The organism is Klebsiella sp. 10-1 (assembly GCF_009758445.1).
In the GTDB taxonomy this organism is placed as follows: Bacteria; Pseudomonadota; Gammaproteobacteria; order Enterobacterales; family Enterobacteriaceae; genus Klebsiella; species Klebsiella scottii.
Map to the genome: position 1 here is coordinate 325,261 of NZ_WQRE01000004.1, position 25,243 is coordinate 350,503.

A 25,243-nucleotide genomic window follows, 5' to 3' on the forward strand; every position below is an offset into this window, starting at 1 on the left:
CGTTATAAAATCGCTGCTCCAGGCGGCTCATCCTGTTATTTCATTTTGCTGTGGATTTTTTCCAGAAGGGAATTTACAGAAGAACGCAATAGCGGGCTGAAATAATGAATACATCTTACTAGCCAGTTGTTTGTCAGGAGTTCCATGCCACGTATTGAATTAGTAAAACAGGCTCTGCTGGAGCTTGGCATTAAGGATAGCAGCGAGTTATTTTATAACCCCGATTACGACCTGCTGATTGCCCATGAAACCAGCCCGGAACTCACCGGCGCAGCGCGCGGCGTGATGACCGCATCCGGCGCCGTAGCCGTTGATACCGGGATATTTACCGGACGTTCGCCGCGCGACAAATATATCGTCAGGGATGACCTGACCCGCGACACCGTCTGGTGGTCCGATGCCGGGCTTGGCCGCAACGACAATAAACCGTTAACGCCGGAGATTTGGACCAGCCTCAAAACGCGGGTTGCCGGACAGCTGAGCGGCAAAAAGCTGTATGTGGTTGATGCCTGGTGCGGGGCAAGCCCTGATACGCGCCTCGGCGTGCGCTTTGTCACCGAGGTGGCGTGGCAGGCTCATTTCGTCAAAAATATGTTTATCGTTCCCGACGCTGAGGAGCTGGAGCAGTTCACGCCGGACTTTGTCGTCCTCAACGGCGCGGGCTGCACCAACGACCAGTGGCAGGAGCAGGGCCTTAACTCTGAAAACTTTGTCGCATTTAACCTGAGCGAGAAAATTCAGCTCATTGGCGGCACCTGGTACGGCGGAGAGATGAAAAAAGGGCTCTTCTCGGTAATGAACTATCTGCTGCCGCAGCAGGGCATTGCCTCAATGCACTGCTCGGCTAACCGCGGTGAAGAGGGCGACGTGGCCCTGTTCTTTGGCCTTTCCGGTACCGGCAAAACGACCCTTTCCACCGATCCGCTGCGCCAGCTTATCGGCGACGATGAGCACGGCTGGGATGACGATGGCGTATTCAATTTTGAAGGCGGCTGCTACGCCAAAACCATCAATCTTGATCCGCAGGCGGAACCGGAAATTTATCAGGCGATTCGCCGCAATGCGCTGCTGGAAAATGTGGTAGTCAGAGCTGACGGCACGGTGGATTATGCCGACGGCAGTAAGACCGAAAATACCCGCGTTTCATATCCGCTGTCGCATATCGAAAATATCGTCAAACCGGTATCTCGTGCCGGCCATCCGGCGCGGGTGATTTTCCTCGCCGCCGACGCTTTCGGCGTGCTGCCGCCGGTGTCACGTTTGACGACCGAACAGATGCAGTACCACTTCCTGTCGGGCTTCACCTCGAAGCTGGCCGGGACCGAGCGCGGTATCACCCAGCCGACGCCAACTTTCTCCGCCTGCTACGGCGCGGCGTTCCTGCTGCTACACCCAACGCAGTACGCCAGCGTGCTGGCCGCAAAAATGGCGGAAGCCGGCGCGGAAGCCTGGCTGGTTAATACCGGCTGGAACGGAGAAGGGAAACGCCTGTCGTTACGCGATACCCGCAGCATTATCAGCGCTATCTTAAACGATACCACCGGCCCTCTGCGCCCCGAGACGATCCCGGTCTTTGGCCTGGCAATTCCTGAGAATATCCCGGGCGTTGACGGCGCGCTGCTCGATCCGCGCAGCGGGTGGAGCTCTGCCGACGGCTGGCAGGAGAAAGCCGAAAGTCTGGCCCAGCTGTTTATCGATAACTTCAGCCAATATAGCGATACCGAGGCCGGCGCGCGCCTGGCTCTGGCGGGCCCAAAACTTGAACCGTCCGCCGCTACGGCGAACTAATTGGCGCTGTAAATAGCGTAGCCCGCTCTAAACCCGGATGGCAAAGCGATTGCCGTCCGGGTTTTTTCTTTTTTGAGGGCCGACTGACCGCGTTTTAGCGGTAAATGTCGGCCACCTCAGCTTTCGCTTGCCCGTTGACGCGATCCGTTAGCCTTAATGATCAGGGGCATCCTGCTGGCAGCTTGCCCGCCTTCAATCCAGCCGATTATTTTCATATATCAGCAGTAAATTAAACGATCTATGCCGCTTGTGATTTTTTAAATGTCCAGTATTGGACTTGAAAAATAATGTTTTATTATTTCAGTTATTAATCGAATTGCCATTATTGCTGATGTGAATGTTATTTGTTTTATGCTGCGTGGTTTTATTTCAAATAAACATTGACGGTCGGCGTCGTTCCAGGCCTGTTATGTCGGGCTTATGGCGCGGTGAGTTTTAATTAGCGGTTGCTGTTAAGGGTTATTTTAATTATTGATGCTTTACGTGGCGATAAATTTAGAGTAAAAACAAAAAAGCCACATCCGCTATGGTAACAATATTTAAGATTAAGTGATTAATTTATTCAGGAGATAAGTATATATGTCTGAATCATTTCAGAACGAAATACCTCGTGCGCGTGTAAATATAAAACTGGATCTTTTGACCGGGGGAGTCCAGAAGAAAGTAGAGCTACCGTTAAAGCTCCTGAGCGTGGGTGACTTCAGTAACGGCAAGGCAGAGGGCATGCTTTCTGAGCGCGATAAGATCGACATCAACAAGAACAATTTTAACAGCGTCCTGGCTAATCTTAATCCCGAAGTAAATCTCACCGTTAAAAACACCCTCGCCAACGATGGTTCTGAAGAAGATGTGAAGCTGTATTTTCAGAATATGAAGGATTTTGAGCCGGAGGCGGTGGCACGTCAAATACCGCAGCTTCGGGCAATGCTCTCTATGCGCAATCTGCTGCGCGATTTGAAATCAAATCTTCTTGATAATATGACTTTCCGGAAAGAGCTGGAAACCATATTAAAAGATCCCGCGCTTTCCGAAGAGTTGCGCAATGAGCTGAATGCGCTTGCCCCGGCCCAGGATTAATTACTGGAAGTTCTTTTCACGGAATAATGACGAGTAAATGCTAATGTCAGTCAATAATGAATACCAGAATCTGGCGGGTGACGCCACTGTCGAAAAATACCTGCCTCAGGGTGGAGTATATGCCTCCCTGTTTGACAAAATTAATTTAACGCCGGTGGCTGAACTCGGTGATTTAAACGGTTTTGATGATACTACCGTGATGGCGGAAACCTCCGTTGATGCCCGCGTGACCGCCGCGGTGAAAGTATTTATGCAGTGTCTGCAAAAATCCGGGCACAAAGTGGAGAAGCTGGATAAGACGATCCTCGACCAGCATATTGCGGAGCTGGATTTTCAGATCGGCCGTCAGCTTGATGAAGTCATGCATCACCCGGATTTTCAGCGCACTGAGGGCATCTGGCGCGGGCTTAAATCGCTGGTTGATAAAACCGATTTTCGCCAGAACGTAAAGCTGGAATTACTCGATTTGTCTAAAGAGGAGCTGCGCCAGGACTTCGAGGACTTTCCGGAAATTATTCAGAGCGGGCTGTATAAGCAGACGTATATCGCGGAATACGACACCCCGGGCGGTGAACCTGTTGCCGCGGTTATCTCCGCGTATGAGTTCGATGCATCCGCTCAGGATGTGGCGCTGATGCGTAATATATCAAAAGTCGCCGCCGCCGCGCACATGCCGTTTATTGGCTCTGCGGGACCGAAGTTCTTTTTAAAGGACAGCATGGAGCAGGTTGCGGCCATCAAAGATATCGGCAACTACTTCGATCGCGCCGAGTATATCAAATGGAAAAACTTCCGCGACACCGACGACTCTCGCTACATCGGTCTGGTGATGCCGCGCGTGCTGGGCCGCCTGCCGTATGGTCCGGATACCGTGCCGGTGCGCAGCTTCAACTACGTCGAAGAGGTGAAGGGGCCGCAACACGATAAATACCTGTGGACCAACGCCTCCTTCGCCTTTGCCGCAAATATGGTGAAAAGTTTCATCAACAACGGCTGGTGCGTGCAGATCCGAGGGCCGCAGGCCGGTGGCGCTGTGCAGGATCTGCCCATTCATCTGTATGACCTCGGCACCGGCAATCAGGTGAAAATTCCGTCAGAGGTGATGCTGCCGGAAACCCGCGAATTTGAGTTCGCCAGTCTCGGCTTTATTCCGCTTTCCTATTACAAGAACCGCGATTACGCCTGCTTCTTCTCGGCCAACTCGGCCCAGAAACCGGCGCTGTACGACACTGCGGAAGCTACCGCAAACAGCCGGATTAACTCGCGCCTGCCCTACATCTTCCTGCTGTCGCGTATCGCGCATTACCTGAAGCTTATTCAGCGTGAAAACATCGGCACCACCAAGGATCGTCGCCTGCTTGAGCTGGAGCTCAACACCTGGGTGCGTAGCCTGGTGACCGAAATGACCGATCCGGGCGATGAACTTCAGGCTTCACACCCGCTGCGCGATGCAAAAGTGGTAGTTGAGGATATAGAGGACAATCCGGGCTTCTTCCGCGTGAAGCTGTTTGCCGTGCCGCACTTCCAGGTCGAAGGCATGGACGTCAATCTGTCGCTGGTTTCCCAGATGCCGAAAGCGAAAGCGTAACGTAAGGCAGGAAGCCGATGAAAACGGAACAACCGTTGTGGGGCAGGGGCATCATGGTCTCTCCCCAGCACTTCCAGCAACAGGCTGCGTATGCGGCCTGGTCTGTGGAATGCATTGCCCGACTGGGACTCAATCATCCTTGGGGGGTGATTGAGTCGACCTTTGAACCGGACATACTGAAACTCGGTCGTCTTCAGGCCCGTAAGCTGCATGTCCGTTTTCAGGACGGTACGCTTATTGATACGGATAATGCCGATGCGCTGCCGCCGGTTCTGTCACTGGACGGCGAATCACATGACATCGTGGTGGTGCTGGCACTGCCCTTGCTACGGGCTAATGGCGGTAACTGCCTTAAATCCGATGAAGTGGCCGAACGTCCGGTACGTTACCGCCAGTGCTGGCGGGACGTACGCAACCAGTATGATGTGGACACCCGCCAGATTGCGGTGCTGCAGCCCGAACTGACGCTACGCTTTGCTCATCAGAACAACAGTGATTATCTGACCTGCCCGGTGGCCCGTCTGCAACAGGATTCGCAGGGTATCTGGGAGCTTGATGGCTGTTTCCTCCCGCCGCTGCTATCCGTACAGAGCAGCCGCTGGCTGATGACCCAGCTCGAACAGCTGATGATCCAGCTGCGAGCCCGCCTGAGCCGTCTGATGGCCATGCGCCGGGAAAGCAATGCGCGGATGGCAGATTTTGCGGTGGCCGACGTGTCTCTTTTCTGGCTGCTAAATGCCCTGAACAGTGCGGAACCGGTACTCGGCCAGTTTCTGCGTTATCCGCAGAGCCCGGCTGAGCGTCTGTATCCAGAACTGGCGAGGCTTGCCGGCAGCCTGCTTACATTCTCCCTTGAGCATCAGGTCAGCGCTATTCCGCTCTGGCATCACGAACGGCTGAGCGCCGTTTTTCCGCCGTTGTTTGACTTATTGAGCGACCTGCTGGAAGCAAGCCTGCCGTCACGGGTGGTGTCCGTTGAACTTGAGTACGATAAGCGCCTGCATTTCTGGCAGGCGCGTCTGCACGATCCCCGTCTGCGCGAAAGTGCCGACTACTACTTATCTGTACGTTCCCGCATCCCGGTGGCGCAGTTGCAGGAACAGTTCCCGCGCCAGTGCAAGGTGGGCAGCCCGGATCACGTCCGGGGTATCGTCAATTCCTCGCGGGTAGGGGTGCCGTTGACACCGCTACGTCATGTACCGGCCGCTATTCCGTTGCGTCTGGAGAATCAGTATTTCAGCCTTGATGTATCCCATCCCCTGGCAATCGACATGCTCGAAGGCGGCTGCTGCATGTTTTATGTCCCGGGAATGCTCGGCGAGCCTGAACTTGAGCTCTTTGCGGTACTGAGAACATGAGTGAGCGTAAACGCGGCGTTGCCGCGTCCATCGATATTGATGCGCTGTTGCAGGATACCTGGCTGCAGGTTATCAGCCTGCGTTATGGCCCACAGTTTCAGGAAGGGGAAGGTCGATTACTCTGGGAGCGCTGTGTCGCTGACGTGGAGCGCGTACAGCGCGCGCTGAAGGAGAGCGAACTGGATGACGCCAGCTGCCAGCATATTCTCACAGCACAATGTGCCCTGCTTGATGAGGCGGTTAAAGGGCGCGGCATAGAGGATGACGCCTGCGTACAGTGGTATGACATTCCTCTGCAGGGGCACTTCCTCGGCACTATGGATGCCGGCGATACACTGTGTGACCGTATGCGCGACGTGCTGCGTGAGCCTGCACCTGACGATGCGGTGCTCACCTGCTTTCAGCGCGTCATGATGCTGGGGTTCCTCGGTGATTTTCGTTCGTTGAACGATCCCGAACGACAGAAACTGATACTGGCACTGAATGACCATACCTCCCCCTTCGGCTATCCACAGACCCATATGGTAATGGCTGAAAGCCGGGCAGGGCGGTTTATGGGCGGCTGGCTGTCCTCATGGTCCGTACGCATCGGCATCAGCATTCTGGCGCTCGCTGGCCTGTGGTGGGTACTGAGCTACTGGCTCGATCAGATGCTGGCAGCCCTGCTGCCTGGGACCGTGAAATGAGTCCGGCGCAGCGGCGTGGACTTGCGCTGTGGGCGGCTCTGCTGACCGCCGTCGTGTGTCTGGGGTTTCTGCCGGCATCCCGACTGGTTTCCATTCTCATGCTGCTGGCTGGGCTGGGGCTAATTGCTGCAACTGGATATACCACAAGGCGGCGCTGTGAGCAGGAAGTGCCCCTACGGCTGGATAATCTTCCTGAGGCCACGTATCGCCAGCCGGTAGTGCTGGTCTGCGGCGATCTGCCGCAGGTTTGGCCTGAGCAGTCTCAGGTGCTTACCGTCACACAGGGATGCTGGATCAGGGTCGACGAGAGTCAGAATCTGGAGCAGGTGGCCCGGCAGCTGTTATGGCTGCGTCCGAACTGGGGGCGTCAGCTTTCGGTGATGGTTAGCATCTGTCCGCAGAAGCATGCGGACAGCGAAGCCCTGACCAGCCGTCTGCTGGCCCTGCGCTGGTTTATCAGCCAGCTGCGTCGCGATACCGGACATACCGTACCGCTGGTTTTGTGCGTCCGGGCCGGCAGCTCGATGATGAATGACATGCTCTGGCAGGTTGCTATTCCAGGGGAAGGGAGCCGCGTCTGGCGGGAGTCCTCAGCACCCGGTCCCGTTTCTGCATGGGTCACGACCGGTGGCACGGTGGTCATGCAGCAGCAGGTGCTGATGAACAGCCTGATGACCTGGTCCCAAAGCCACGTCAACGCGGTGTTTACGGATAAGAATCCGGATATCCCGCAAATTGCGCCCGCCGCAATGTTATGGGGGATTGGGCCGACCCTCTCTGGCGGTCTCAGTTCTTCCCTCTGGAGCGCCTGGCTGACACGACACACCGCCATGCGGCACGTCGCGGGCTGGCTACCCGTGGAGGATGGCCCCAGGGGTGCGTCTCCGTTCCCGGACTTTGTCCTTCCGCACTTACCGGAAAGCCAGGGCCTCACGCCCCGCGGCCGCGCCTGGCGCTGTGCGCTCGGACTTTTCACCCTGGCGTCCGCTGCGGCTCTGCTCAGCAGCGGCTGGAACAATCGTGAGCTGTTGCACCGTCTGAGTTTCGATATAGCCCATTATTACCGACTTTCCATGGACGACTACGGGCCGAAAGCCGATGCGGTCAAGATCTTACGCCAGGATGCCGCTCAGCTGGACGGCTGGGCGCGTAACGGCGAACCGCTACGGATGAGGCTTGGCCTGTATCAGGGAGAAAGATTACGCGTGCCGGTGCTGAATGCGATCCGCTCTTATGTGCCGCCGCCATCGCCGCCAAAACCGAAGGCAAAGTCGGCGCCAATACCGAAAATTATCCGTCTCGACAGCATGTCGCTGTTCGATTCCGGCAGTTTCGCACTGAAAGCCGGCTCCACCAAAATGCTGGTCAATTCGCTGGTTGGCGTCAAGGCCAAGCCGGGCTGGCTGATCGTGGTCGCAGGGCACACCGATAACACCGGCAATCCACAACTCAATCAGACGCTGTCCCTGAAACGTGCCGAAGCGGTGCGGAACTGGATGCGGGATACCGGCGACGTGTCGGAAAGCTGTTTTGCGGTGCAGGGCTACGGCGCAAGCCGCCCAATAGCGACCAACGACACGCCGGAAGGCCGCGCGCTGAACCGCCGTGTCGAAATCAGTCTGGTACCGCAGGCGAACGCCTGCCAGATACCGGGCACCCCCCAGGCGCCATCGCCGGATGATGGCGCATCACAACACAATGGAGAGTAATTCATGGCAATTCCTGTTTATCTTTGGCTGAAAGACGACGGCGGTGCGGATATTAAAGGTTCCGTCGACGTGAAAGATCGTGAAGGCAGCATCGAGGTGGTGGCGCAGGAGCACAACCTGTACATCCCGACCGACAATAATACCGGCAAGCTGACCGGCACCCGCATTCACACGCCGTTCCTGTTCACCAAGGAGATCGACTCCTCCAGCCCGTATCTGTACAAGGCGGTGACTACCGGCCAGACCCTGAAGTCCGCCGAATTCAGGTGGTACAAAATCAACGATGCGGGTCAGGAGGTGGAGTATTTCAACACCAAACTGGAAAACGTCAAGCTGGTGAAGGTCGCGCCGAAAATGCACGACATCAAGGATCCTGCCTACGAAAAGCATAACCACCTCGAGCAGATTGAGCTGCGTTACGAAAAAATCACCTGGACCTACAAAGACGGCAACATCATTCATTCCGACTCCTGGAACGAACGCGCCACCGCGTAAGCCTGATGCGGACGGGGCAACCTGTCCGCAGTTTTCCTGAGTATCTGCCCGACGGGTACTGAGTAAAACATCCCGTAAACGAGAAATCTGACCTGATGCGCTTTAGGTTCCTTACGACAAGGAAAAGCGATGGGCGGTAGCGTGCCCGAAGGTCCCCAGACAGCGAGTTCAAGAACATGGAAAATCCGGCAATCCTCCTGCGACGTCTCAACCCCTACTGCGCCCGTGCGCTGGAAGGGGCCGCCTCCCTGTGCCTCACGCGAGCGCATGCTGAAATTCTGCCGGAGCACTGGCTGCTGAAGCTGCTGGAGCAGGGCGAGGGTGACCTCATCGTACTGGCGCGTCGCTATGAATGGGATATGGACTCCCTGTGGCAGGATTTACTCGGCTGGCTGGATGCGCAGCCGCGCTCGGTACGCAGCCGCCCACAGCTGGCAGAGAGCACCCAGACCCTGATGCGCGAAGCCTGGATGCGGGCCTCGCTGGCCGGTGAAGAACGCATTCGCGGCGTGCATCTGCTGATGGCGCTGGTCGATAAGCCTAAGATGGCACGCTGCGACGGCCTGTGGCCGCTGCTGACGCTGGGGCAGAGCCAGCTGCAGCGCCTGCGCCCGCTGCTCGATACGCAGTCCGACGAACGCCCGGAAGCCCAGCAGGACGCGGAGCTGGCGCAGAACGGCAGGGAGGTGCAGTTTGTTGGTCGCCCGGTCGGTGCCGGGATAAAAGAAGGTGAGCTTAATCCGGCGCTACAAAATGCGTTGGATAAATATACCCTCGACGTCACCGCCAAAGCGCGCGAAGGCGGCATCGATCCGGTATTTGGTCGCGATACGGAAATCCGCCAGATGGTGGATATTCTCTCCAGACGCCGCAAGAATAACCCGATCCTGGTCGGCGAACCGGGCGTCGGCAAAACGGCCCTGGTGGAAGGCCTGGGGCTGCGCATCGCCGAAGGTAATGTACCGGAGTCGCTGAAAGCCGTCAGCCTGCACACTCTCGACCTCGGCCTGCTGCAGGCGGGGGCGGGCGTCAAAGGTGAATTCGAACAGCGGCTGAAAAACGTCATCGATGCCGTGCAGCAGTCACCGGTACCGATTCTGCTGTTTATCGACGAAGCGCACACTATCATCGGCGCCGGCAATCAGGCGGGCGGCGCCGATGCGGCCAATCTGCTCAAGCCCGCGCTGGCGAGGGGGGAGCTGCGCACCATCGCCGCCACGACATGGAGCGAATACAAACAGTATTTTGAACGCGATGCGGCGCTTGAGCGCCGTTTCCAGATGGTGAAAGTTGATGAGCCGGATGACGAAACCGCCTGCCTGATGCTGCGCGGCCTGAAATCCCGCTATGCCGAACATCACAACGTCCACATTACCGATGACGCGGTACGCGCTGCGGTTACCCTGTCGCGGCGCTATCTGACCGGCCGCCAGCTGCCGGACAAAGCGGTCGATCTGCTGGATACCGCGAGCGCCCGCGTGCGTATGAGCCTCGATATCCTACCGGAGCAATTTACCCGTATCCGCATGAAGCTCACCGCGCTGGAGATGGAAAAACAGGCGCTGCTGGAGGATATCGCCGTCGGGAATCGCGCTGATGGTGAACGCCTGATCATGATTGAGCAGGAAGAGGTGCGCCTGATTGTCGAACTTGATGAGCGGGAAACCCGGTACGGCCAGGAGCTCACGCTTACGGAGCAACTGCTGGAGAGCCGTCAGGATATCTCCCGTCAGGGTGAGACACGCGAACTGCAGCAGCGGCTGCAGGACATTCAGCAAAGCAGTCCGCTGCTTTCGGTTGATGTGGATGTTCGCACCGTCGCTAACGTGATTGCCGACTGGACCGGCGTCCCGCTCTCCTCGCTGATGAAGGACGAGCAGACCGAACTGCTGAATCTTGAAGGCGAAATCGGTAAACGCGTGGTGGGGCAGAGTGCGGCCCTCAACGCCATCGCCCGACGCCTGCGGGCCGCCAAAACCGGGCTGACGTCTGAAAACGGTCCACAGGGCGTATACCTGCTGGTGGGCCCCAGCGGCGTTGGCAAAACCGAGACCGCGCTAGCGCTGGCGGACGCGCTGTACGGCGGTGAAAAATCCCTTATCACTCTCAATTTGTCCGAATACCAGGAGCCGCACACCGTTTCCCAACTGAAGGGGTCACCTCCGGGATACGTGGGCTACGGCCAGGGCGGCATTCTGACCGAAGCGGTACGCAAGCGCCCGTACAGCGTGGTGCTGCTCGATGAGGTGGAGAAAGCCCACCGCGACGTGATGAATCTGTTCTATCAGGTGTTCGACCGCGGCTTTATGCGCGACGGCGAAGGGCGCGAAATCGACTTTCGCAACACCGTGATTCTGATGACATCTAACCTCGGCGGCGACCCTATCATGCAGCTGCTGGACGAACGGCCGGAAGCTACCGAAGTCGATTTACATGAACTGCTGCGCCCCATTTTGCGCGACCATTTCCAGCCAGCGCTGCTGGCCCGCTTTCAGACGGTGATTTATCGCCCTCTGAGCGAGCCTGCAATGCGCACCATTGTGGAATTGAAGCTTAAGCAGGTAAGCCAGCGGTTGCAGCGCCACTACGGCCTGGAAACTCATATCGGCGAGAGCCTGTATGACGCGCTTACCGCGGCCTGCCTGCTGCCGGATACCGGTGCGCGCAACATTGACAGCCTGCTCAATCAGCAGATTTTGCCGGTGCTGAGCCAGCAACTGCTGGCTCATATGGCGGCGAAGCAGCAGCCAACATCGCTGACGTTAGGCTGGAGTGAGGATGGCGGTATTGCACTGGAGTTCAGCGGAGCCAGAGGAGAGGCATCATGAGTACAAATCCAAAAATCAGATTCAGCCATAACCACCACCAGCTGGCGATTAAAGGATGTAAGCCCGCGCTGGACGTGCTGGCCTTTGAAGGCGAGGAAGCCCTGAGCCAGCCGTTCAGCTACCGCATTGAGTTCACAAGCGCCGAGCATGCCATCAGCAAAGAGATGATGCTGATTAAGGCCGGTTCTCTGACGCTGCAGGCCCCGGTGGATCAGGGTTTTGGTATTAAGCTGCAGCAGCCAGTGCGGGTGATTCAGGGCGTGGTCAGCGGCTTCGAACGGCTCGGTACCTCGGCGGATGAAACCCACTACGCGTTGACGCTCCAGCCGCGTCTGGCGCTGCTCTCTCGTTCACGCCAGAACGCCATCTACCAGGACATGTCGGTCCCGCAGATCGTCGAAAAAATCCTGCGTGAACGGCATAACTTCAAAGGCCAGGACTTTCTGTTTTCACTGAGTAAAGAGTACCCGCGCCGGGAGCAGGTGATGCAGTACGGCGAAGATGACCTGCACTTTATCACCCGCCTGCTGGGCGAGGTGGGGATCTGGTTTCGCTTTACCGCCGACACGCGCCTGAACATCGACGTGGTGGCGTTTTACGACAGCCAGCAGGGCTACGAGAAAGGCCTGACGTTGCCATCGGTACCGCTGTCGGGCCAGCATTCGAAAGGGGTGGACTCGGTCTGGGAGATGGAATGTCATCACAACGTGGTGCAGCGGCAGGTCAGCACCCGCGACTACAACTACCGTCAGGCTAATGAGGATATGAATGCGCAGGTGGATGTCACCAGCGGGGATACGACCACCTACGGCGATGCGTATCACTATGCTGATAACTACCTGACGCAAGGTAGCACGTTCGACCGCAGCCCGGACCCGGAGTCCGGGGCGTTTTACGCCCGTATCCGCCATGAACGCTATCTGAACGGCCAGACGCAGGCCCGGGCTATTACCAGCTGCCCGACGCTCGCACCGGGCCAGGTGCTGAAGGTCACCGGTGGCTATGAAGTGGCGGAGACGTTCAGCCAGGGCGTGGTGATAACCGCGATCGCCAGCTTCGCCCGTCGCGATCGGGATTTTGAGCTGCACTTCAGCGGTATCCCGGACAGCAGTGATTTTGGTTTTCGCCCGGAGCCCGGCACGCGGCCGGTGATGGCGGGCACGCTGCCCGCACGCGTAACCAGCACCAGTGAAAATGATATCTACGGCCATATCGATAAAGATGGCCGCTATCGGGTGAATATGCTGTTCGACCGCGATAGCTGGGAGACCGGGTTTGAAAGCCTGTGGGTGCGTCAGTCCCGCCCGTACGCAGGCGACACTTACGGCCTGCACCTGCCGCTGCTGGCGGGCACCGAAGTGGCAATTGGATTTGAGGACGGCAACCCGGACCGGCCGTATATCTCCGGCGTGCTGCACGACTCGACCCACGGCGACCACGTCACCATTCGCAACTACAAACGCAACGTCCTGCGGACGCCTGCGAATAATAAAATCCGCCTCGACGATGAGCGCGGAAAAGAGCATATCAAGGTCTCGACGGAGTACGGCGGAAAGAGCCAGCTGAATCTCGGCCATCTTGTCGACAGCGAGAAGCAACAGCGCGGGGAAGGCTTTGAGCTACGCACGGATTCATGGGGCGCCATCCGGGCGCAGAAAGGGATATTTATCAGCGCCGACGGCCAGGCGAAGGCGCAAGGGCAGGTGCTGGAGATGGGGGCGGCGCTGGCAAGGCTTTCCGTCGCCTTAGTGGAAATGCAGTCTCTGGCGGCCAGCGCGCAGCAGGCTCATGCGCTGGCGGCGGATGTCGGTCGTCAGCAAAAACTCCTGAAGCAGAAAATAGAACAACTGCATGAAGAGGTTATCTTAGGCAGTGCGCCAGAAGGAATGGCACTGGTGAGCGGCGAAGATATGCAGCTATCAGCCAGCGATAATCTGACGCTGACAGCAGGTAAGCAACTGGATGTAGGGGCGCAAAAAGACTTCACTCTGGCCGCGGGTAAGCAACTCAGCCTGTACAGCCGTGAAGGGGCAAAACTGTTCAGCTCTCAAAATGATATTGATATTCAGGCTCAGGGCGGAGATATCACCACCTGGTCCACACAGGACACACATATTTCGAGTGGCAAGAATCTGGTCGTTACAGCCCAGGATGAACTGACGCTGATATGCGGCGGTGGTTATATCAAAATCAAAGGCGGGAATGTTGAGATTGGTGGGCCTGGCAAACTGCTTATAAAGAATGCGGGAATAAAGAAGGCCGGCTCCGGCAGTATGCAGGGTGTGATGAAGTCGTTTGAGCCATCAACGTTTGATGAGAAATTTGTTATTACTCATCCCGTATCAGGAAAGCCTCTCGCAAATCAGAACTATGACATTTATATGCCTGATGGGAGCATGTTGTCCGGAATAACAGACAGTTTAGGGCATTCATCACTCATATCATCAAAAGCCGTTGATGGGCTAAAAATAGTTTTAAAAAAATAAAGAAAGGAACAGGGTTATGATAAATCTGATTATGCGGTTCTGCTTTATATATGTTGTTTTTGTTCTGAGTGGTTGTGTAGCTGGCCCTTATGGCGGGGGTGTTGCCTTGGTTAATCCTTTTTCTGCGATGAATGATACGCAGAAAGAGCCGGGCAGCCTGAGGTTTATGGTCCGCCGCAGATAATTTATCGCATTGATAAAGAACGTTACTTTACGCTGGAAGAGTATACCCGCTGCGAAAACGGGAAAACGTTTTATAACAACAAGGCTAAAGGAATTCATACACAGATAGCACCCTCATCAGGTTATTTATTTAAAGGACGGCTGTTCTGGCTATCAAACCGGGATGACTATTTAGCCTTTCCAATCACAGCCAATGATAATAAGGCAGCATGTAAGGGATCGGATAAAGGGTGCCTGAATGTTGTTTCGGTGACAACCGATGGTGGGAAAACCGTGCACTCAGTGACTTACGGATCAAATACACAGGATCCTAATGGTGACACAAAAGACTACGATATGCTGGTGACTAATGACAGTTTTTATCTGATTTATTATCGGGGAAAGGGAAGAGTATACCCTGTTGTAGATAGATGGGATCTTGATAAAGAAAACTGGCTGGGTGTGGTTAAATCTGAGGATGAATATAGTTTACTCAGGCCTGGAGAAGAAAAACCTGTTGGGGGCTTTTTTAAAATAGATATGTCAAAGTTTTACCCAAAAAAAGGAGAGAGTGAAATGCAGTGTGATCGGCAGTTGGAACCAGTACAACCCACAGGAAGGATTTCAGATGAATAATCAAACATCTCCCACACGGAAAGTCGATGTTCAGATGACAGATAACGGGACGCCGTTTGCTCATTCAATAACCTCGCATAAAAATATTCATGTGAATGCTGAAGTTCAGCCGCCATTACAATTTCCTGGATTAGTTATCTTTGTACATGGAGTTAACTCGGAAGGTGAGTGGTATAATGACGCTGAAAAATCATTATGTGAGGGATTAAATCAGCGGTTGGGTCTTAATGGTGAGCATGTTCTTGTAGAAAATCAATATGCCGAAGGCTACTGGGAACCCTGTGATAAAAATAGTCCTGAATGGAGAGGATGTTATAGTGATATGTATGATGAGAAGAAACAGAAATGGGTTCCTCCGCCCAGGGAAATAAAAGAAGAAGGCCGTTCTCCCGTCATTCGGTTTTACTGGGGCTATCGTGCCGCTGATAATGAAACCGATAAATATGCCATTCCGCTTAAAAATAAGCAGGGAGATAATTATTACGACCTGACGCCTGAACAACGAAAAAGCAAAGGCCCTTTTTACTGGGGAGGTGGCCCTTTCCAGAACGGTTGTAATCAGTTAGTCAGTCTTTGGAGCGAAAAAGGGTTTGATAAGTGGCCGTCAGCGCTGGGCATTCCGGTGCCATTCAGCACTCAGCTATTGAACGGAGAACGTGACAGGCTTCTGACAGCAGCACCTCCACGTCATTATTATGCTCATGCAGCAGGCCGTCTGGCAAAGCTCATTAAAACCATTCGTGATAAACATCCCGAGGATACAGTGACGGTGCTGTCCCACAGTCAGGGAACGATGGTTGCCCTGGCCGCTGCTGCAATCGAAGCGCCGGATGCACTGTTTGTGATGAATTCGCCCTATGCGCTGGATAATGAAATGACAACCTATATTTCGTATCCCATGAATGAAATCATCAGCAAAGAGGCCAGAGAAGCGACATTTGCCGATATTGTAAAAAAAGTGGCTGAAAATAAAACACGTTTACAAAAGCAAGGGTGTGAAAGATTACTTGCAGGAGCCAGCAGTGATGGTGAAAGTTGGTCACCGGCCGGGAAAACGCACGGTGGTGTGCCAGAGCGTGATAACCATGGAACAACCTGGATTTACTGCAACCCTCACGACCGGGTAATGGGCTCTGCCCCTTTACGCAGTATTGGATGGCAGGGACTGCCCAATACGGAAACCAGCCGTTTTACAGAACCCCATCCCCTGTTTAAGGCAGCGGGAGACACGCTGTACGTGCGTATGCTCGGGCGGAACACGCCATGCGGCGTTGAACCCAGCACGCAGACCCACTTTAGCGATCTTGATGATGGGAAACCATTCTGGGACAGCACCACAACCCTAATGCAGAAGATGACCTGGCCCGCGCCGGTAAAAGAGCAAAAGCTGACGATTAATGCGCCTCTTGTGCCTGACCCCTTGTCTGCTGAAGAATTAAAGGATTTTGACCAGGATTATCGCAGCAGGGATATGGAGGTTGGTTGATGGGTTGGTCTCTTCCGGAGGTGCCTGAAAAAGAGCAGGCACCATCCTGGTCATCGTGGGTTTGCCTGTTGATTATTTTTCTCGGTCTTTTCATTGGGTTACTTGTTGCTGTACTGAAATCACCGACGACAGGGTTACCTTCATTAAGCAGTGGGGCCTGGCTACCACTGACGGCCTGGACATTTGCGGGCATTTCGGCAACCATCGCGGTTTACAGCTTCTGGTGGGAAACGCTGGCAATCCGTGTCTGGAACTGGAATGAGTGGTGCCGGAGCATGCGTCTGATGTGGCGCAGGCGCGCGCATCAACATCTTGTCATTCTCAGCCATGCTTTCATTGCTGCAGATCCGGGATTGCTGTCTCGTCTTGCACATACACAGGAACTGGCGGTGTCATTGATTATGACAGTGCATGCGTTCGGTATGGCGGTCTTGCTGGCTGGGCAATGATTGGGGCTGCGGCTGAGATGGCTGCTTACGGCCCTGCCTGCCAGTGGCTTTTTCTTGAAGGTGAGACTGATGCCTGGGCAGTGACGCTCGGAAACGCCGCCCCCGCAGTCGGGCACGATCATTTCGTTATTCAGCCACCCTTTCCCGGGGGCTCTGTTCTGATGGCATTGCTGCTGAATGTCGGGCTGTACAGCCTGATGATCCATTACTTCCCATCAACTGCATTCTCCTGGTTGGGGGTAACTCTTCTTCTGCTGTCACTGATAGTGACATTGCCTGGGCTGGCCATTTTGCTGAAACGAATTACAGCCCGTCTTCAGCGCCCAGGATTTATCAGGGTTGCACGACACTCCGGAAAGGAATAACCGGTATGAAAAAGGTTTCAAAGCCCCTGGGAGCTGGATTACTCATTGTGGCAGTTCTGCTGATGGTGCTCTTTGTTCTTGCACAGACAACGCAGTTGCCCTCTGACAATAATGACGATAATTTCTGGTATGTGCTGTCTGGTTTTATCACTCTCACTGCCGCGCTGTGCACCATGGTCTTTTTTACGTTGTTCAGGCAGCAAAATCCTTCTCCCGTTACGCCTGATGGCGAAAATAATCACGCTCAAGAAAAATCGCCGGATCATTATGATTTTACTGCACTAAGCAAATATCTCAGAAGACGTTACTCGTCGTTCTGGCGGCGCAAGGTTCGTCTGCTGCTGGTCACCGGCGATGAGGCGGCAATCGAACTGCTGGTTCCAGGCCTGCAGGAAAACCAGTGGCTTGAAGGCAACCGTACCGTTCTGATTTACGGCGGCAGTCTGACTGCTGAGCCCGATAAGGAAAAATACACCGCGCTGCGTAAACTGCGTCGCGGGCGCCCACTGGACGGGATTGTCCGGATCATGCCTCAGTCGCTTAATCTGACCCCGCAAATCAGTGACAGCGACCTTCGCGGGCTGGAAAAAATCAGTGAATTGCTGCATTACTCAGCACCTGTCTGGCTGTGGCAGTTGTGTGACAGCAAATGGGCGCAGACAACGCGCACTGAGCAGGCGGTCGGGGCAACGTTCCCGCTGCGTGCAAAAGCTGATGATATTGCCCGTCAGCTCAAGCTGATGCTGTCGTCCCTGCGAACGCAGGGAGTGAGCCAGATCGCGGAAAACAACAGTCATGACTTCCTGCTGCGCCTGGGCCAGCACTTTAAAGACGGTGGCATCGCTCGCTGGGCTCAGCAACTGCTGCCATGGCTGGCCGCCTCCCAGCAACGCGTTCCGCTGCGTGGCCTGATGTTCAGTCTGCCAGGGTATAAACCTGTCGATACGTCAGAGGAAACAGCCGGTGCTGAGACATTTATCCCTGAGTCACAGCGCCATGCGCTGACCCTGCCGTTAACCTGGCAGGGCATTGTGGATGACTGTACCCGCGTGCGTGGCCGTCGTGTCGGTATGGCATGGGGAGCTTTCTGCGCTGCCGCCGGACTGGAATCTTCGCGCCGGCCAGGATCTGATAAACCAGGCTCACGCGCTGTGGCCGGGGCTTTCCGGGGCCGAACAGTTGGGCACTCAGTGGCAGCAAAAGCTTGCCCTGAACGGGACTCCGGATGATTCGCTCGCAGGCTGGCATCAGGGCATGCTTAAACTTCAGAGCCTGAGCGAACAGCTCAACGCCCTGGATGGGCAGAAGGGGAAATACATGACCGTCAGCGAGCTGAAATCGCAGGTGTTTGCCGCCATTCAGGCATTTAATAAATCCGTGCCGGTGGAGGAGCAGCTCCGTCAGATATCGGAGCGGCAAGAGCCAGGGATGATCCCGCAGGCGCAGAAGCTTCAGGTGGAGCAGCACTTACAGCAGCTCATCACCCGATACTCGGCGCTAACCAACCGGGAATAGCACTCCTGGCCGGGCAGTTTGTTTGCACTGCAACCGCGCTGAATAGTCATGTGAAAAAGCGCCTAAGGGCATTTTTTCGCGCTGCGGCAGCGTCAGATACAAAAAACCACGCAGTTGCGTGGTTTTTTTATGCTGTCTTCCAGCTGTCATGAGATTCCGTGAAGCCCCATGAGCCAACGGCAACTCTTAGACGTTGAACAGGAAGTTCATTACGTCGCCATCTTTAACGATGTAGTCTTTGCCTTCGGCGCGCATCTTACCGGCTTCTTTCGCGCCTTGTTCGCCTTTGTAAGCGATAAAGTCTTCATAGGCGATAGTCTGAGCGCGGATAAAGCCTTTTTCGAAATCGGTGTGAATTTTACCCGCCGCCTGCGGCGCGGTCGCGCCGACAGGGATCGTCCACGCGCGGACTTCTTTAACGCCGGCGGTGAAGTAGGTTTGCAGGTTCAGCAGCTCGTAGCCTGCGCGGATAACTCGGTTCAGGCCCGGCTCTTCCAGGCCCAGTTCGGCCATAAACTCATCGCGGTCAGCGTCGTCAAGTTCCGCAATATCGGATTCAACGGCGGCGCAGACGGCAACCACCACTGAGCCTTCGGCGGCAGCGATTTCGCGGACTTTATCGAGATACGGGTTGTTCTCGAAGCCGTCTTCGTTGACGTTAGCGATGTACATGGTTGGCTTCAGGGTCAGGAAGCTCAGGTATTTGATGGCGGCTTTATCTTCGTCCGTCAGCGCCAGCGCGCGCAGCATGCCGGCGTTTTCGAGCTGCGGCAGACATTTTTCCAGCGCGACCAGTTCAGCTTTCGCGTCTTTATCGCCGCCTTTTGCCTTCTTCTGTACGCGATGAATTGCGCGTTCGCAGGTATCAAGATCGGACAGCGCCAGCTCGGTGTTGATAACGTCGATATCGTCAGCCGGGTCCACTTTGTTGTTCACGTGGATGATGTTGTCGTTTTCAAAGCAGCGAACAACGTGGCCGATAGCTTCGGTTTCGCGAATGTTGGTCAGGAACTGGTTACCCAGGCCTTCGCCCTTGGATGCGCCTTTTACCAGGCCCGCGATGTCGACGAATTCCATGGTAGTCGGCAGGATGCGCTGTGGTTTAACGATTTCGGCCAGCTTATCCAGACGCGGATCGGGCATCGGTACGACACCGGTGTTCGGCTCAATAGTACAGAAGGGGAAGTTGGCCGCTTCAATACCCGCTTTGGTGAGCGCATTGAACAGGGTGGATTTGCCGACGTTGGGCAAACCGACGATACCGCATTTGAATCCCATGATTTAAATCACCTTAATCTTTGGATAATCAACCTGTTACATTGAACAGATTGTAGAAAAGTAAATAGCTTCGCCTATTATACACGGTGTGCGGCAAAAATTCCGCACGTCGGCCGGTTATTGCGCTTTAAATGCGTGTAAACGGTTGGTCGCTTTGGTCAGGCCTTCTTTCAGCCAGACTTCCGTGCAGCGCGCGGCTTCATCAACGGCCTCATCAATCAGTTTCTGCTCGCTAAGCGGCGGTTTACCTAATACAAAGCCGACAACTTTGTTTTTATCGCCCGGATGGCCGATTCCGACGCGTAAGCGATGAAAGTTCGGGTTATTGCCCAGTTTGCTGATGATATCCTTCAGGCCGTTATGCCCGCCGTGGCCGCCGCCGAGCTTAAATTTCGCCACGCCGGGCGGTAAATCCAGCTCATCGTGCGCGACCAGGATCTCATCGGGATTAATCCGGTAAAAGGTGGCCATCGCCGCCACGGCTTTACCGCTGAGGTTCATAAAGGTGGTCGGCACCAGCAGACGGACATCCTCGCCGGCAAAGTTAATCCGCGAGGTGTAGCCGTAGAATTTGCTCTCTTCGCGCAGCGGGGCGCGGTGGCGGTCGGCCAGGAGGTCTACATACCAGGCGCCCGCGTTATGGCGTGTTGCCGCGTATTCCGCACCGGGGTTAGCCAGGCCGACAATCAATTTTATCGTCACTTTTATATCCTGCATGGGTCGTTCTCTGGCGCGTAGTGTACTGTCTGCGAGCGCGCTTGACAAAATTCTGCCAGCGCAGCGCTATCGCCACGATAATTTCGCCGGTGAACCATTAGAATTTGATGTTGTTCAGTAAGTTATTTGTAAACTTTTGTTGGTTTGATGTTCGCTAATGTGATCGCCAACGCAATCACTCTTCTGCCCGTTGTCTATACTAGACCTATAAGTTCTGAGGGTACTCTCAGATAACCCAAGGTTCCGGAGGTGACATATGAAACGCAGAAACGCTTCGTTACTCGGTAATATACTGATGGGTTTAGGGTTGGTCGTCATGGTTGTTGGCGTCGGCTACTCCATTTTAAACCAGCTTCCGCAGCTTGACCTGCCGCAGTTTTTCGCGCACGGCGCAATTCTAAGCATCTTCGTCGGTGCCGTTCTTTGGCTTGCCGGCGCGCGCATCGGCGGTCATGAACAGGTCGGCGACAGATACTGGTGGGTGCGTCACTACGACAAACGCTGCCGTCGCGACCAGCATCGCCACAGCTAAGTCAGTCCGTTGCCTGCACCTGTCGCCAGGCGGGTGCAATTTTGTGAACTTATCCGCACTGCCGCCAGCCGCGATCTAACCGGCTGGCTGACTATGTTACTCCTGCTTATTTTACTCCCGCAACGCCCGTCCCGCTGATATTGTTGCCCCAGTTGATAAATATGCGCTTGACCCTGACGTAACGTCAGGCTGCAGAGTAGCGCCACTGGCAGACAAAAGGAGCAGTCATGTTAATTCAGGTGGGGGAACTGGCGAAACGCGCCGGAATGACCGTCCGTACGCTGCATCACTATGAACAAACCGGGCTGCTGACGCCTTCGGCCAGAAGCGCGGCGGGTTATCGGCTGTACGATCTGGCGGCCGTTCAGCGGCTGCATATGATTAAGGCGCTGGCACAGGCCGGGCTGGAACTCGCCGCTATTAAGGAGCATCTCGATCGCGGTTCGCTTTCGTTATCCGATTTGCTGGTGCAGCAAATTGCCACCCTTGATACGCAGCTGCGCACTATTTCAACGCTGCGCGAAAGGCTGGCGCTGCTCCGCGATGAGCTGGGTAGCGGGCATGAACCCGATCTGGAGTCCTGGCTACAAACCCTGGAGCTTATGAAAATGTACGATCGTTGGTTTAGTCCGCAGGAGCTACAGACGCTGCCGTTCGCAGAACAGGATGAACAGCGCAATCAAATCTGGCAGGCGCTGGTCATTGAAGCGCGGCAGCTGATGCAGGAGAACTGCTCGCCTGATTCGCCGTCGGCGATGGCGCTGGCTACCCGCTGGATGGAGCGCCTGGAGCTTGACACCGCCGGGCGGCCGGAGTTTCTCACCCGCCTCAATGAGATGCACGCTGCGGAACCGCAAATGCGCGCGCAAACCGGTATCACGCCCGAGGTCGTGGACTACATTACCCACGCCTTTGCGCAAAGTAAGCTGGCGATTTGGGCGCGCTATCTGAACGCCGACGAGCTGGCGTTTACCCGTGAGCACTACTTCGATCGGCTGATGGAGTGGCCGGGGCTGGTATCGGCGCTGCATCAGGCCTGCGCTGAGCAGACCGATCCGGCATCCGAGGCGGGGCAAAATCTTGCGCGGCAGTGGCTGGCGCTGTTCCAGTCGTATGCCGGCACCAGCCCGCAGACCCAGCAAAAGTTTCGCCACGCGATGGAGCGCGAACCGCATCTGATGAAGGGGACGTGGATGACGCCGCCGGTGCTCGGCTGGCTCCAGCAGGCGATAGGCGTGATGATGCAGGCGCGAACGCCCGCATCCCGCTAGTTAAATATCCGCCAGCGCGGCGTTGCGATCGGGGTAGAAGCTCAGGCGTCCGGCAATGGGCTGGACTCCGGCGCGCGCCAGGGTACGCAGCGGCTGAAACTCCAGATTAGACACCCGCAGCTCGCAGCCTTCCGGCAGCTTTTTCACGAAGCGCTGGAAGGCATCCAGGCCGCCGGCGTCCAGCACCGGCACCGCATCCCATTTCAGCACCACGATCCGCTTACCCTCAATCCGCGTTTCCAGATCGTTAAACAGCCCCTCGGCGGCGGCGAAGAACAGCGGGCCGATAACCCGCAGCACCAGCACGTCGTCGGGCACGTCTACGTTGACCGGGGCCAGGCGCGTCATGCGGGCGATACGGCGCATAAACAGCAGCGAAGCCAGCACGATACCGACGCTAATCGCGATGACCATATCAAACAGCACCGTCAGCGACATGCACATCAGCATGACCACGATGTCGTCTTTTGGCGCGTAGCGCAGCAAATTCACCACCTTGTGCGCTTCGCTCATATTCCACGCCACCATCAGCAGCAGCGCCGCCATCGCCGAAAGCGGCAGCCAGGAGAGCAGCGGGGCAAGGATCAGCAGCGCCATGATCACCAGCAGCGCATGGATCACCGCGGAGATCGGTGAGGTCGCCCCGGCGCGCACGTTTGCCGCCGAGCGGGCAATCGCCGCGGTCGCGGTAATGCCGCCGAAGAAAGGCGCGACGATATTGCCCAGACCCTGACCAATCAGCTCGCTGTTAGCCTTATGCTTGGTGCCGGTCATACCATCCAGCACCACCGCGCACAGCAGCGATTCAATGGCGCCGAGCATCGCCATTGAGAATGCCGCCGGCAGCAGCGCCTGCAGCGAAGCCCAGCTGAGGGTGAAATCAGAGCCCGGCATATCCCAGGGCAGCACCAGCTGCGGCAGCAGCTGCGGAATGCCGCTTCCCTGGCTGCCGTCGGCGAGCGTGTAGTGGAACTGGGAGCCGATGGTAGCGACGTGGCCGCCCAACAGGGTGACAACCGCCATCACCGCACAGCCCGCCAGCAGCGCGGGAAGATGACCCGGCAGGCGGATCCCAAGGCGCGGCCAGATGATGAGGATTGCAAGCGTCACGATGCCAATCGCGGCGTCGCCAACGTTGATCGTCGGCAGCGCCATAATCAGTGCGGAGACTTTCTGCAAATAGTGCTCCGGCACGTGCGCCATCTGCAGGCCAAGGAAGTCCTTAATCTGCATGGTACCGATAGTAATCCCGATACCTGAGGTAAACCCGAGGGTCACCGAGAGCGGGATATATTCAATCAGCCGCCCGAAGCGGGCCAGGCCGAAGAGAATTAAAAAAATACCGGACATCAGCGTCGCGACCAGCAGCCCGGCGAGGCCAAACTGCTGCGATACCGGGTAGAGGATCACCACAAAGGCGGCGGTCGGGCCGGAAACGCTAAAGCGCGAGCCGCCGGTCAGCGCAATGATGATCCCGGCGACGGCGGAGGTATAGAGTCCGTACTGCGGCGCTACGCCGCTGCCAATTGCCAGAGCCATTGCCAGCGGAATGGCAATAATCCCCACCGTTATCCCGGCAATCAGGTCGCGGGTGAAGCGCGAAGCGGTATATTTTTCTTTCCAGCAGGCGTCGATGAGAGCGCGGAAAGGCATCACGTGTGAGGAGAATAATCTGTTCACGATAATGTTTCATCCATGGGCATGGGCGCATCATCTGTCAACTAAATGGCAGGTGAAGGAGGCAATAGTCATACAAATTGGTTTGAGAGACAAAAAAACCCGCCTCAGCGGGTTTCTTTGGGCCGTGCTCGATTAATGCTCGAACATTGCAGAGATAGATTCTTCGTTGCTGATACGACGAATCGCTTCTGCCAGCATACCGGAAAGCGTCAGGGTGCGGACTTTTTCCAGCGCTTTGATTTCTGGCGCCAGCGGGATGGTATCGCAGACGACGAATTCATCAATCACAGAGTTTTTAATGTTCTGGATAGCGTTGCCGGAGAAAATCGGGTGAGTAGCGTAAGCAAAGACGCGTTTAGCACCACGTTCTTTCAGCGCTTCAGCCGCTTTGCACAGCGTGCCGCCGGTATCGATCATGTCGTCAACCATGACGCAGTCGCGGCCTGCCACGTCGCCGATGATATGCATCACCTGGGAGACGTTAGCGCGCGGACGACGTTTGTCGATGATTGCCATATCGGTATCGTTCAGCAGTTTGGCGATAGCGCGGGCGCGCACGACGCCGCCGATGTCCGGAGAAACCACGATCGGGTTATCCAGATTCAGCTGCAGCATATCTTCCAGCAGGATTGGGCTGCCGAATACGTTATCAACCGGAACGTCAAAGAAGCCTTGGATCTGTTCAGCGTGCAGGTCAACGGTCAGCACGCGGTCAACGCCAACGCTGGACAGGAAGTCCGCAACCACTTTAGCAGTGATTGGCACACGGGCGGAACGAACGCGGCGGTCCTGACGAGCATAGCCGAAGTAAGGAATAACAGCGGTGATACGACCCGCCGAAGCGCGACGCAGGGCATCAACCATAACAACCAGTTCCATCAGGTTGTCGTTGGTGGGAGCACAAGTGGACTGGATGATGAAAATATCACCACCGCGTACGTTTTCATTGATTTGTACGCTGACTTCGCCGTCGCTAAAACGACCTACAGCGGCGTCGCCAAGAGAAGTGTACAGGCGGTTGGCAATACGTTGTGCTAGTTCCGGGGTGGCGTTACCAGCAAAAAGCTTCATATCAGGCACGAGAAGAACCTCAGGCATGCGTCCAGTGGTGGATGAAAAGGGCCAAAAACTGTGCGG

The 25,243-nt window shown here is 55.8% G+C and carries 19 protein-coding genes and 2 pseudogenes; 17 read left to right on the forward strand and 4 right to left on the reverse strand.

What is annotated here, in order from left to right:
* Positions 1–144: 144 nt before the first annotated feature.
* The 15 genes and pseudogenes from pckA (at position 145) to GO007_RS17170 (ending at position 18,628) form a co-directional block, all read left to right on the forward strand.
* The gene (gene pckA, locus GO007_RS17105; RefSeq protein ID WP_095101933.1) at positions 145–1,788 is read left to right on the forward strand and encodes a phosphoenolpyruvate carboxykinase (ATP); all 1,644 of its coding nucleotides are present in this window, start codon (positions 145–147) and stop codon (positions 1,786–1,788) included.
* Positions 1,789–2,367: 579 nt separating this feature from the next.
* Positions 2,368–2,865 (forward strand): type VI secretion system contractile sheath small subunit, encoded by a 498-nt coding sequence (gene tssB, locus GO007_RS17110; RefSeq protein ID WP_095101935.1) that lies wholly within the window; start codon positions 2,368–2,370, stop codon positions 2,863–2,865.
* A 37-nt stretch (positions 2,866–2,902) separates the two neighbouring features.
* Positions 2,903–4,453: a type VI secretion system contractile sheath large subunit gene (gene tssC / locus GO007_RS17115; protein ID WP_095101937.1), complete on the forward strand. Its 1,551-nt coding sequence runs from the start codon at positions 2,903–2,905 to the stop codon at positions 4,451–4,453.
* 17 nt (positions 4,454–4,470) lie between these two features.
* On the forward strand, positions 4,471–5,811 hold the full coding sequence (gene tssK / locus GO007_RS17120) for a type VI secretion system baseplate subunit TssK (RefSeq protein ID WP_095101939.1): 1,341 nt from the start codon (positions 4,471–4,473) through the stop codon (positions 5,809–5,811).
* A complete protein-coding gene (tssL, locus tag GO007_RS17125) occupies positions 5,808–6,497 on the forward strand; it encodes a type VI secretion system protein TssL, short form (protein WP_095101941.1) in 690 nt (229 codons plus the stop codon). Before tssK ends, tssL begins: the two co-directional genes overlap by 4 nt.
* Positions 6,494–8,206 (forward strand): OmpA family protein, encoded by a 1,713-nt coding sequence (locus tag GO007_RS17130; protein WP_095101943.1) that lies wholly within the window; start codon positions 6,494–6,496, stop codon positions 8,204–8,206. Before tssL ends, GO007_RS17130 begins: the two co-directional genes overlap by 4 nt.
* A 3-nt stretch (positions 8,207–8,209) precedes the next feature.
* Positions 8,210–8,701, forward strand: a complete 492-nt coding sequence (gene hcp, locus GO007_RS17135; protein ID WP_095101945.1) for a type VI secretion system effector Hcp — start codon at positions 8,210–8,212, stop codon at positions 8,699–8,701.
* A gap of 176 nt (positions 8,702–8,877) precedes the next feature.
* A complete protein-coding gene (gene tssH / locus GO007_RS17140; RefSeq protein WP_095101947.1) occupies positions 8,878–11,529 on the forward strand; it encodes a type VI secretion system ATPase TssH in 2,652 nt (883 codons plus the stop codon).
* The gene (locus GO007_RS17145; protein ID WP_095101949.1) at positions 11,526–14,015 is read left to right on the forward strand and encodes a type VI secretion system Vgr family protein; all 2,490 of its coding nucleotides are present in this window, start codon (positions 11,526–11,528) and stop codon (positions 14,013–14,015) included. Before tssH ends, GO007_RS17145 begins: the two co-directional genes overlap by 4 nt.
* Before the next feature lie 216 nt (positions 14,016–14,231).
* Complete coding sequence (locus GO007_RS29720; RefSeq protein ID WP_463351419.1) at positions 14,232–14,813, forward strand: T6SS immunity protein Tli3 family protein; 582 nt, start codon at positions 14,232–14,234, stop codon at positions 14,811–14,813.
* A pseudogene (locus tag GO007_RS17155) lies at positions 14,806–16,296 on the forward strand (T6SS effector phospholipase Tle3 domain-containing protein); the annotation flags it as partial. The gene GO007_RS29720 and the pseudogene GO007_RS17155, both read left to right, overlap by 8 nt.
* 2 nt (positions 16,297–16,298) lie before the next feature.
* Positions 16,299–16,748 carry a hypothetical protein gene (locus GO007_RS29180; RefSeq protein WP_223261791.1) on the forward strand — a complete coding sequence of 150 codons (450 nt, stop codon included), beginning with the start codon at positions 16,299–16,301 and terminating at the stop codon, positions 16,746–16,748.
* 17 nt (positions 16,749–16,765) lie between these two features.
* Positions 16,766–17,113 carry a hypothetical protein gene (locus tag GO007_RS29185; protein WP_227839908.1) on the forward strand — a complete coding sequence of 116 codons (348 nt, stop codon included), beginning with the start codon at positions 16,766–16,768 and terminating at the stop codon, positions 17,111–17,113.
* A gap of 5 nt (positions 17,114–17,118) precedes the next feature.
* Positions 17,119–18,192 (forward strand): annotated as a pseudogene (locus tag GO007_RS17165) (type VI secretion protein VasK); the annotation flags it as partial.
* The gene (locus GO007_RS17170; protein WP_095101953.1) at positions 18,149–18,628 is read left to right on the forward strand and encodes a VasL domain-containing protein; all 480 of its coding nucleotides are present in this window, start codon (positions 18,149–18,151) and stop codon (positions 18,626–18,628) included. The pseudogene GO007_RS17165 and the gene GO007_RS17170, both read left to right, overlap by 44 nt.
* Positions 18,629–18,814: 186 nt before the next feature.
* Here GO007_RS17170 and ychF read toward each other — a convergent pair whose 3' ends face one another.
* Entirely contained in the window at positions 18,815–19,906 is a 1,092-nt protein-coding gene (ychF, locus tag GO007_RS17175; RefSeq protein ID WP_095101955.1) for a redox-regulated ATPase YchF, read from the reverse strand.
* 117 nt (positions 19,907–20,023) lie between these two features.
* Entirely contained in the window at positions 20,024–20,608 is a 585-nt protein-coding gene (gene pth, locus GO007_RS17180) for an aminoacyl-tRNA hydrolase (protein ID WP_041147674.1), read from the reverse strand.
* Between the two features lie 271 nt (positions 20,609–20,879).
* Between pth and ychH the strand changes: the two genes are divergently transcribed.
* Positions 20,880–21,155 (forward strand): stress-induced protein YchH, encoded by a 276-nt coding sequence (ychH, locus tag GO007_RS17185; protein WP_095101957.1) that lies wholly within the window; start codon positions 20,880–20,882, stop codon positions 21,153–21,155.
* 227 nt (positions 21,156–21,382) lie between these two features.
* Entirely contained in the window at positions 21,383–22,426 is a 1,044-nt protein-coding gene (locus GO007_RS17190) for a MerR family transcriptional regulator (RefSeq protein ID WP_095101959.1), read from the forward strand.
* On the opposite strand, the gene dauA is transcribed toward GO007_RS17190, so the two are convergent.
* Together dauA and prs are read right to left on the reverse strand one after the other, a co-directional pair.
* The gene (dauA, locus tag GO007_RS17195; RefSeq protein WP_095101961.1) at positions 22,427–24,106 is read right to left on the reverse strand and encodes a C4-dicarboxylic acid transporter DauA; all 1,680 of its coding nucleotides are present in this window, start codon (positions 24,104–24,106) and stop codon (positions 22,427–22,429) included.
* A gap of 132 nt (positions 24,107–24,238) precedes the next feature.
* Positions 24,239–25,186, reverse strand: coding sequence for a ribose-phosphate diphosphokinase (gene prs, locus GO007_RS17200; RefSeq protein WP_004863536.1), 948 nt, complete (start codon positions 25,184–25,186; stop codon positions 24,239–24,241).
* Positions 25,187–25,243 lie beyond the last annotated feature (57 nt).

What these genes read in the sequence shown, in the direction of transcription:
- tssK (WP_095101939.1), top strand. Translation starts at nt 4,471, where the DNA reads ATGAAAACGGAACAACCGTTGTGGGGCAGGGGCATCATGGTCTCTCCC.
- ychF (WP_095101955.1), bottom strand. Translation starts at nt 19,906, where the DNA reads ATGGGATTCAAATGCGGTATCGTCGGTTTGCCCAACGTCGGCAAATCC.
- GO007_RS29180 (WP_223261791.1), top strand. Translation starts at nt 16,299, where the DNA reads ATGGGTTGGTCTCTTCCGGAGGTGCCTGAAAAAGAGCAGGCACCATCC.
- hcp (WP_095101945.1), top strand. Translation starts at nt 8,210, where the DNA reads ATGGCAATTCCTGTTTATCTTTGGCTGAAAGACGACGGCGGTGCGGAT.
- pckA (WP_095101933.1), top strand. Translation starts at nt 145, where the DNA reads ATGCCACGTATTGAATTAGTAAAACAGGCTCTGCTGGAGCTTGGCATT.
- GO007_RS17190 (WP_095101959.1), top strand. Translation starts at nt 21,383, where the DNA reads ATGTTAATTCAGGTGGGGGAACTGGCGAAACGCGCCGGAATGACCGTC.
- GO007_RS29185 (WP_227839908.1), top strand. Translation starts at nt 16,766, where the DNA reads ATGGCTGCTTACGGCCCTGCCTGCCAGTGGCTTTTTCTTGAAGGTGAG.
- tssL (WP_095101941.1), top strand. Translation starts at nt 5,808, where the DNA reads ATGAGTGAGCGTAAACGCGGCGTTGCCGCGTCCATCGATATTGATGCG.
- GO007_RS17170 (WP_095101953.1), top strand. Translation starts at nt 18,149, where the DNA reads ATGACTGTACCCGCGTGCGTGGCCGTCGTGTCGGTATGGCATGGGGAG.
- tssH (WP_095101947.1), top strand. Translation starts at nt 8,878, where the DNA reads ATGGAAAATCCGGCAATCCTCCTGCGACGTCTCAACCCCTACTGCGCC.
- tssC (WP_095101937.1), top strand. Translation starts at nt 2,903, where the DNA reads ATGCTAATGTCAGTCAATAATGAATACCAGAATCTGGCGGGTGACGCC.
- ychH (WP_095101957.1), top strand. Translation starts at nt 20,880, where the DNA reads ATGAAACGCAGAAACGCTTCGTTACTCGGTAATATACTGATGGGTTTA.
- tssB (WP_095101935.1), top strand. Translation starts at nt 2,368, where the DNA reads ATGTCTGAATCATTTCAGAACGAAATACCTCGTGCGCGTGTAAATATA.
- GO007_RS17130 (WP_095101943.1), top strand. Translation starts at nt 6,494, where the DNA reads ATGAGTCCGGCGCAGCGGCGTGGACTTGCGCTGTGGGCGGCTCTGCTG.
- GO007_RS17145 (WP_095101949.1), top strand. Translation starts at nt 11,526, where the DNA reads ATGAGTACAAATCCAAAAATCAGATTCAGCCATAACCACCACCAGCTG.